Origin of the sequence: Streptoalloteichus tenebrarius (assembly GCF_024171885.1) — a bacterium.
In the GTDB taxonomy this organism is placed as follows: Bacteria; Actinomycetota; Actinomycetes; order Mycobacteriales; family Pseudonocardiaceae; genus Streptoalloteichus; species Streptoalloteichus tenebrarius.
In genome coordinates, this window is record NZ_JAMTCP010000061.1 from 19,175 (window position 1) to 27,551 (window position 8,377).

Sequence of the window (8,377 nt, forward strand, 5' to 3'; positions counted from 1 at the left end):
CGTGGGGTGGTGACCCGCGTCGGTGGCCGTTCCCGTCCGCCCGCCTCTCTTGACCGGGCGTGGCCGGAGATGCTCCGGGAAGCTCGGGGAGGCCCCGAGAGACTCCAGGAGGCACCGAGAGGCACCGAGAGACATTGACAGCGCGGTGTCGATTTCCTGACACATAACTGTCACGAAGAAGCGGAGGGGAAGAGCGTGCCCGCGACCCTCGCGGTCTCCCGGACATGCCCACCTCGCAGGTCACCGGTTGTCCATGCGCGTATGCAGAAGGTAGTTGACGGTCCTTCCGGTGCCAAGCCGTCGGGGAGGCGGTTATCCCTCGGTGAGCTTGTTCGTCACGGTCCGCTGTGGTGTGTGGACCTGGACACACACTGTCGCTCCGGGATCGTTTGGCAATTGCCACCGCCACCGCCGCCGCCCGCGTGAGTGACGGGAGTCCCCGCTTCGGCGGCACCCGGACGGTTCGCCGCGTATTCACGCCGTGATGGGCGGCGTGGGCGATCGGCTAAGGCAATTCTTTGTCAAGTCTTGTTGTCATCGCGGGCCCGGTGATAGCTTTTGCACGGCAAGGTTGGTCAACAAGATGACAACCCGCCGTGGGACGAAGGACCCCCGGCGGCCGGCGCGGGGGCCGCACGGCTCCCCACCGCGTCGACCGGGTCACCAGACCTGCTCCGGGGGCGCTGCCGCTGGCGGCGGCCGGCAGCGCCCCCGGAGTGGGCCAGCAGTCCCGTCCGGCCTGCTCCAGGCAGCGGCGCCTGGCGCGGCTCCCCTCGCCCCCGCCGTCCGGCCCCACCGGCCCCAGGGCCGCTGACGGTGGCGCCGAGCGCCCGGTTGGGAGCCTGCCCCTCCCAACCTCCCGCTCCCACCGGGCGCTCATCACCTCCTCCGGGTCTCGACGGGTTCCGACCGGCCGCGGTCGCCCTCCTCGCTCGCGCGGAGCCTTCGCGTGTCAGATTCCAGTCATGCCCGAGTGCGTGACGCTCCCCCGACCGAGCGCCCCCCGCGCGGCGGAGCGGGGCGCTGCCCGGTCAGGCGCTGGGCTCGGTCAGGCGCTGGGCTGGGGTCAGGGACCGGGGTCCTGGTCGGGGATCAGGGACGGGGAAGCTCCCGCTTGAGCACCTTGCCGGTGGCGTTGCGCGGCAACGCGTCGAGGAACACCACGTCCCGGGGCACCGAGAACCGCGCCAGGTGGGCCCGCACGTGGTCGCGGATCGCGGACTCGGTGAGGGCCACACCCTCCGCCGCGACGACGTAGGCCGCCAGTCGCTGGCCGTACTCCTCGTCGGGCACGCCGACCACGGCGGCCTCCCGCACCCCGGCCAACCCGGCGAGCAGGTCCTCGACCTCGCGGGGGTACACGTTCTCCCCGCCGGAGACGATCATCTCGTCGTCGCGGCCGACCACGAACAACAGCCCGTTCTCGTCGAGGTGGCCCACGTCGCCGGTGGCCATCATCCCCGCGCGGACCTCCTTGCCGGAGCCGTTGGTGTAGCCGTCGAAGAGCATCTCGTTCGCGACGAAGATCCGGCCGGGCCGCCCGGGCGGCGTCGGCTCGCCGTCCTCGTCGAGCACGGCGAGCCGGGTGCCCCGAGGGGGACGGCCGGCGGTGCCCGGGGCCGCCATCAGCTCGTCGGGAGTGGCGATGCTCGCCCACGACACCTCGGTGGAGCCGTAGAGGTTGTAGAGCACCCGTCCGTACTCCTCCTGGAACCGCACCGCCAGCGGCCCCGGCAACGCCGAGCCGCTCGACGCCACGACCGAGAGCGAGGACGTCGACCACCGGGAGCGCTCGCCCACCGGCGTCTCCAACAGCCGCTGCACCATGACCGGCACGACGAACCATGACGTGCACCGGTGCTCGTCGATCGCGCGGAGCGCCGCCAGGGGGTCGAACCGCCGGTGCAGCACCAGGGTCGAACCCAGCACCAGGGCGAGCTGGAACGCCGCCAGGCCCCAGGTGTGGAACAGGGGCGCGGAGACGAGCATCGGCTCGCCGGCGCGCAGCGGGATGCGGGAGAGCACGGACGCGGCGGGCGCGAGGCTCGGCGGCTCCGGCCGGCGCGCGCCCTTGGGCGTCCCCGTGGTGCCGGAGGTGAGCACGATCATCCGTCCCCGTGGTGGGCGGGGCAGCGGATCGGACGGGCTGTCCGCCACGAGCTGGTCGAGCGTCGTGCTCCTGGTCGTCCCCTCGACGGCGGCGATGATCCGCCGGACGCCCCGGGGAGCCCTGGCCAGCAGGGGCCGGAACTCGGCGTCGGCGACGACCGTCACCGCTCCCTGGTCCCGGAGCACCGCCGCCGTCTGGGTGACGGACAGCCCGGTGTTCAGCAGCACCACGTGCGCGCCGATCTTCGCGCACGCCACGACCGTCTCCACGAAACCCCGGTGGTTGCGGCACAGCACCGCCACGCGGTCACCCGGCCGCACGCCCGAGCCGAGCAGGCCGTGGGCGAGCCGCGTGGTGCGCTCGTCCAGTTCGGCGAAGCTCACCGCGCCCCACTCGTCGATCACGGCCGGACGCGACGGGTGCCGTGCCGCCCCGATGGCGTAGCCGCCGGCCGGGGTGAGACCCCAGCGCAGGAACCCCCTGGCGACGCCGAGCAGACGGTCGGGGCGCATCGGCGCGACGACGCGACAGCGGGCCAGGGTCACCAACGTCATCGCCTGCGCCGCCGCCTGGTCGCGCAGGCCCGCCCCGGGCGGTTTCGGCTGGGCCTGCTCCTCGCACCGCGCCGCCAGCGCGTCCAGCACACGGCGCGCCTGGAACCGCGACAACACGCCCACGGCGGTGTCCGCCAACCCCCGGCCGGGCGGCTCGGAGGAGAGGTGCAGCGACACCGCCGTCCGGTTGTCGTCCAGCGCGCGCGACACCCAGCGCACCCGCACCCGGGGGCCGGTCACCGAGGCCAGGACCAGCTCCTCGCCGGGCCGCTCGTCCACGACCTCGGCCAGCCCCTCCTGGCTGACGCCGCCCCACTGGAACCGGTAGGCGTAGCGCCGTTCCCCCTCCGCCGCCACGCTGGCGAGCGCGGGCAGGAGCCGGGGATAGGCGGTCGGGTCGGAGATCTCCGTCCAGACCCGCTCCACCGGAGCCGCGATGATCCGACGGGCCGCCACGCGCACCGGCGCTCACCTCACTTTCGGTCGGTCTCCCTCGGGGAGCTGTCGGGCAGGGCGCGGAACACCAGGTGCATCACCGCGTCGACCGCCTTCGGCGCGACCGCGTACGCCGCCTGCGCGACCGTGCCCAGCGGCCGGCTCACCCGCTTCGGCCGGCGCGTGAGCGCCTCGACGACCCACTGCGCGGCCTGTTCCGGGGTGGCGGCGGGGAAGCGCTCGTAGAGCACGGTCGGCTTGATCATCGGCGTGCGCACCAACGGCATCAGGACGGTCGTGAAGGTGATCCCGGCGCCGAGCAGCTCGGCCGCGGCCACCCGGCTGAACGCGTCGAGCGCGGCCTTGGACGCCAGGTAGGCGGAGTAGCGGGGCGAGCCGACCTGGAGCCCCTGGGTGGAGATGTTCACGACGTGGCCGAAGCGGCGCGACGCCATGTGGGGGAGCAGCCCCAGCACGAGTCGGACGGGCCCGAAGTAGTTGATGGCCATGGTGCGCTCGAAGTCGTGCAACCGGTCCCTGGACTGCCGCAGCGGGCGGCGGATCGACCGGCCGGCGTTGTTGACGAGCATGTCGATGCCGCCGCCGTCGGCGGTCTGGTCGGACACCATCCGCTTCACCAGCGCGTCGACCGCCTCCCCGTCGGTGAGGTCGCAGGGGTAGCAGTGGGCGACGCCGCCGTCCGCCTCGATCTCCGCGCGCACCCGCTCCAACTCCTCGGCCCGGCGCGCGACGAGCAGCGGGACGGCGCCGAGCCGGGCGACGGCCAGCGCGGTCGCCCTCCCGATCCCCGAGGAGGCCCCGGTGATCACGATCCGCCGGCCGACCAGCGGGCCGTCGGGGTGGGGCCGGCGGGCCCGGTTCGGGTCCAGCCGCTCGGCCCAGTACCGCCACAGGACGTCGGCGTAGTCCGACAAGGGCGGCACCCTGAGCCCGGAGCCCGCGAGGGCCTTCCTGGTGCGCGTGTCGTCGAAGACGCTGGGGAAGCTCATGTGCCGGACCACCTCGACGGGAATCCCGATCTCGTCGAGCAGTCGTCGCGTCGACAGGGAGCGGGGGAGCCGCCGTTCGACGGCCCCGCCCACGGCGGCGACCGGCCGCGACACCGCGCGGGCCGCGCGCGCCAGGGGATCGCCCCACCACGACGGGGCCGCCGTCACGCGCGGCGCGCCCGCTGCCGCCGCCCACGCGTCGTAGACCTCGGTCAGCGGCTGCGGCCTCGGGTTGACGAGGTGGAAGGTGCTGCCCGACGGCTGGTCGGCGTGGATCAGGTGGTCCATGGCGTCGACGACGTAGTCGACCGGCACGATGTTGGTCGCGCCCAGCTCCGGCACGACCAGCGGCAGCAGCCGGGTCAGCCGGGGGAGCGGCCCCAGCCGGGCGAGCGCGGCGAAGAGCGGGAAGAAGAAGTAGGGGCCGTCGATCTTGTCCATCTCGCCGGTCCGGGAGTCCCCGACGACCACCGAGGGGCGGTAGACCCGCCACCGCACCCGGTCCTGGCTCCTGACCAGCCGCTCGGCCGCGAACTTCGTGGCGTGGTACGGGGTGGGGAAGCCCTGGCCCGTGTCGAGGTCGTCCTCGGTGAACCGGCCCCGGTGGTCGCCGGCCACGGCCACCGAGGACACGTGGTGGAACCACCCGGCGCCGAGGTCGGCGGCCAGGTCGAGCAGGTGCGCTGTTCCGTCCACATTGGACCTGCGGTTGGCCTCCTCGTCGGCCGTCAGGTCGTACAGGGCGCCGAGGTGCACCACGTGGTCGACGCCGCGCAGCGCGGCCCGGTCGTGCTCGGCGAGCCCGAGCCCCTGGCGGGTCAGGTCGCCGACCACCTCGACCAGCCGCTCGCCGCCCGGCCACTCGGCGGCCAGCCTCGCCAGTCGCGCGCGGGACCCCGGCCGCACCAGCACGCGCACCGTCGGCTGGTCGGGTCGGCCGAGCAGTCGCCCGACCAGCCGTCGCCCGATGAAACCGGTCGCCCCGGTCACGAAGTACGTCGCCACCGCCGCCTCCTCGCCCCGGATACTGCCACTTCCTACTCGCGAGTAGGAAGAGCCTGGAGCGAATTGCTACTTTTCAGTAGGTAACGGCGGTGCGGCGGGCCGCCCGAGACGGCCCGCCTGTCACACCAGGACGAACACCGCGCGGGACGGTCAGTCCGCCTCGCTGGCGGCGGCCAACACCGCCTCCCGCAACGCGGCCCGTAACCGCCCGACCGCCAGCGGCGCCAACACCAGCGCCTCGCCCGACGGCGGCACCAGCACCACCTGGCCCTGCCGGACCGCCACCCTCAGGTCACGGCGTCGTCCCGCGCCGTCCCGGCAGCTCACCGACCACTTCCTGTCGTCGCTCACGTCCCCCGGCCTCCCGCCTGTCCGCGTCCGCCTCATCACACGGGCGCCCGCCATCGCGGGACGACCCGAGGGAACCACCATGACGACGCCGAGCCGGAAATCCCCCGAATTGGGCCAAGCGGCCGACAGCGCGCGACCACTAGCGTCGGCTGGACGGGCTCGCCCTGATCTCGGGAGGACGCGATGACGCAGCCGAGGCGGATCGTGATCATCGGGGCCGGCCTCGCCGGCGCCTCCGCGGCCGGCTCCCTGCGGGACAACGGGTACGAGGGTGAGGTGCTGCTGCTCGGCCAGGAGCCCCACCGGCCCTACGAGCTTCCCCCGCTCTCCAAGGGACTGCTGCTCGGCCAGGTCGACGAGCCCGACTGGGTCCACGAGCCCGACTACTACGACACCCACGGCATCGAGCACCGCCGCGGCGTCACGGCCGTCCGGCTGCGCCCCGGCGACCGCGCGGTGGAGACCGACGACGGCGCGGAACTCCACTACGACCTGCTCGTGCTCGCCACCGGGTCCCACCCCCGCGTCCTCGACGTCCCCGGCGCCGACCTGCCGGGAATCCGCACGCTGCGGACCCTCGACGACTCGCTCGCGCTCCGCGAGGATCTGCGCCGCCGCCCCCGCGTCGTGGTCGTCGGCGCCGGGTGGATCGGCTGCGAGGTGGCCGCGGCGGCGCGGTCCCACGAGGCCGAGGTCACCGTCGTCGCGCCAGAACGGCTCCCGCTGGCGCGCGTGCTGGGGGAGCGGATGGGCGAGGTGTTCCGCGACCTGCACGCCGACCACGGCGTGACCTGGCGTCTGGGCACCGGGGTGGCCGGGTTCGTCGGCGGGGACGCGGTCCGGGCGGTGCGGCTGGCCGACGGGACCGAGCTGCCCGCCGACCTCGTCGTGCTCGGCGTCGGCGCCGCGCCCCGGCTGACCCTGGCCAGGGACGCGGGCCTGGCCCTGACCGACGAGGTCCCCGGCGGCGGGGTCGCCGTCGACGAGCGCCTGCGGACCTCCGCGCCCGAGGTCTACGCGGTGGGGGACATCGCCGCGCACCTCCACCCCCGCTACGGCCGACGCGTCAGGACCGAGCACTGGGCCAACGCCAGGGAACAGGGCAGGCACGTCGGCCAGGTCCTGCTCGGCGCGTCCGAGCCCTTCCAGGCCACGCCCTACTTCTTCACCGACCAGTACGACCTCGGGATGGAGTACCGGGGGCTGGCCGACCCCGAGGACGAGCTGGTGGTGCGCGGGGACCCGGCCTCGCGCGAGTTCATCGCGTTCTGGCTGCGGGACGGGCACGTGCACGCCGCGATGAACGTGAACGTGTGGGACGACGGCGACGCGCTCCAAGCCCTGGTCGACAACCGGGCACCCGTCGTCGTCGAGGACCTCCAGGAGGCCGACCTCCCCAGCCTCATCCCCTGACGGGCGCTCATCATCCTCGGAACACGTGTGGGGTGCGGTCGACCGGATTCCGCACGCGCATGCGTACCCCCTTCGCCGGACCTTTCCTGCCGCGCCGGAACCGACCCGGGTAGACGTAGCGGGGGAGTTTCTCGTGGAGCGGCCGGGCGATCGCCTCACGGAACAACTGGGCCGCGTCGACCTGGTTCGTCCACAGGAACAGCGCGGTCACCGACACCAGGGCCACGTGCACCGCGTCCGCGCTCTTGATCGACTCCGGGTCGCCGAGGATGCGGAGGACGACGGACACGAATCCGAGGATGAACACGGCCCCCGCTTTCCTCGCGTGCGCCCACAACCTGCTCCGCGTCGCGGGGGGAATGAAGAAGAGGAGTGCGATGTACGCCAGAGCGGCGGTCCTGCACGCGGGTATCAGCATGAGTGTGAGGCTCACGCCGAGGAAGGCGTTCCCCTCGGTGACAGCGGCCACGACGCTGATCGCCAAGGTCCACGCGGAGACGAGCAGATCCACGACCAGCAGGACGGAGCGCGCCCGGAACGGCCTCCGCGCCTGGTGGAGCAGGCGGTACCTGTGTCCGTATCGGCTCACTCGCCCGCGGTGGAACCAACGGAGCGGCTTGCGGTTCGTGGACATGCGAAGTGGTGGACCGTCAGGTAAGCGCAGATCACGGCGGGATGGCTGAGCGCACATGTCGGGAAAGGCTAGAACGGAATGCCGTGCGATCGGCCGAAAATCCCGTCGATACCTGGTTTCTGGTGATCCCCGGTTGCTCCGGTTCGGGTGCGGTGCGAGAACGTCGCCTAGGTGTGTGGTCCCGAGAGGTTGCGAACGGCCCGACACGTGGCCGGATGATCGTGGCATGAGGGAGGGTCTCCGGGTTCGGTGAGGATTGCGACATCACCCACCGAGCCACAGCAGGCCCTCATTCCTCACGCTCACGCCCCGCTGACCGGGTTGGGCCGGCTGCGTCCTGCCCGGTGCGTCATGGGCGACGGATGGCCGCTTCGCGTGACCGCGTAACGCTTCCCGGTCGTCAGCACCGAGCGGCCACAAGGGGCCGGTCGCTACCGCGACGAGGACCCGGCAGGCATGACCGACCGGCCCTCACGCCCGCACACCAGCGCCGCGCATCGGGTCCTCGTGCGCGACGGCCTGGCCCGGCCTTCGGCGCCTGGACCGGGCCACCAGCGAGCCGTTCCGCCGCGACGAACACCACACGCCCGGCGACCCGGCGCACGTCGACATCACGGAATTGGGCGACATTCCCGCCGGCGGCGGTCACCAGGGTCCTCGGACGCGAACGGGGCCTGCGCCACCGTTCCGCGCACCGCGGTCGCGTTCTGGGGCCGGGCACCGGCGTTCTTCGCCGCCGCCGGCATCACCGTGGCACGGGTGCTGACCGACAACGGCGCCTGCTACCGCTCACACGTGTGGCGGGACTGCCTGGCCACGAACGGGATCGTCCACCACCGCACCCGCCCGCGCCGGCCAGGAGACC

5 protein-coding genes and 1 pseudogene are annotated in these 8,377 nt (G+C 73.3%); 2 read left to right on the plus strand and 4 right to left on the minus strand.

The features are described 5' to 3' along the window. Window positions 1–1,092: 1,092 nt before the first annotated feature. The 3 genes from LX15_RS29975 to LX15_RS29985 form a co-directional block, all read right to left on the minus strand. On the minus strand, window positions 1,093–3,126 hold the full coding sequence (locus LX15_RS29975) for an AMP-binding protein (protein WP_253674330.1): 2,034 nt from the start codon (window positions 3,124–3,126) through the stop codon (window positions 1,093–1,095). Window positions 3,127–3,137: 11 nt separating this feature from the next. Further along, window positions 3,138–5,114, minus strand: coding sequence for an SDR family oxidoreductase (locus LX15_RS29980; RefSeq protein ID WP_253674331.1), 1,977 nt, complete (start codon window positions 5,112–5,114; stop codon window positions 3,138–3,140). A 150-nt stretch (window positions 5,115–5,264) separates the two neighbouring features. Beyond that, window positions 5,265–5,501, minus strand: coding sequence for a hypothetical protein (locus tag LX15_RS29985; protein WP_301305495.1), 237 nt, complete (start codon window positions 5,499–5,501; stop codon window positions 5,265–5,267). A 147-nt stretch (window positions 5,502–5,648) separates the two neighbouring features. Here LX15_RS29985 and LX15_RS29990 point away from each other — a divergent pair, with 147 nt between their 5' ends. Next, the gene (locus tag LX15_RS29990; protein ID WP_253674336.1) at window positions 5,649–6,878 is read left to right on the plus strand and encodes an NAD(P)/FAD-dependent oxidoreductase; all 1,230 of its coding nucleotides are present in this window, start codon (window positions 5,649–5,651) and stop codon (window positions 6,876–6,878) included. 10 nt (window positions 6,879–6,888) lie between these two features. On the opposite strand, the gene LX15_RS29995 is transcribed toward LX15_RS29990, so the two are convergent. After that, a complete protein-coding gene (locus tag LX15_RS29995) occupies window positions 6,889–7,467 on the minus strand; it encodes a hypothetical protein (protein WP_253674337.1) in 579 nt (192 codons plus the stop codon). Between the two features lie 568 nt (window positions 7,468–8,035). Here LX15_RS29995 and LX15_RS33880 point away from each other — a divergent pair. Beyond that, window positions 8,036–8,377: pseudogene (locus tag LX15_RS33880) on the plus strand (transposase family protein); the annotation flags it as partial.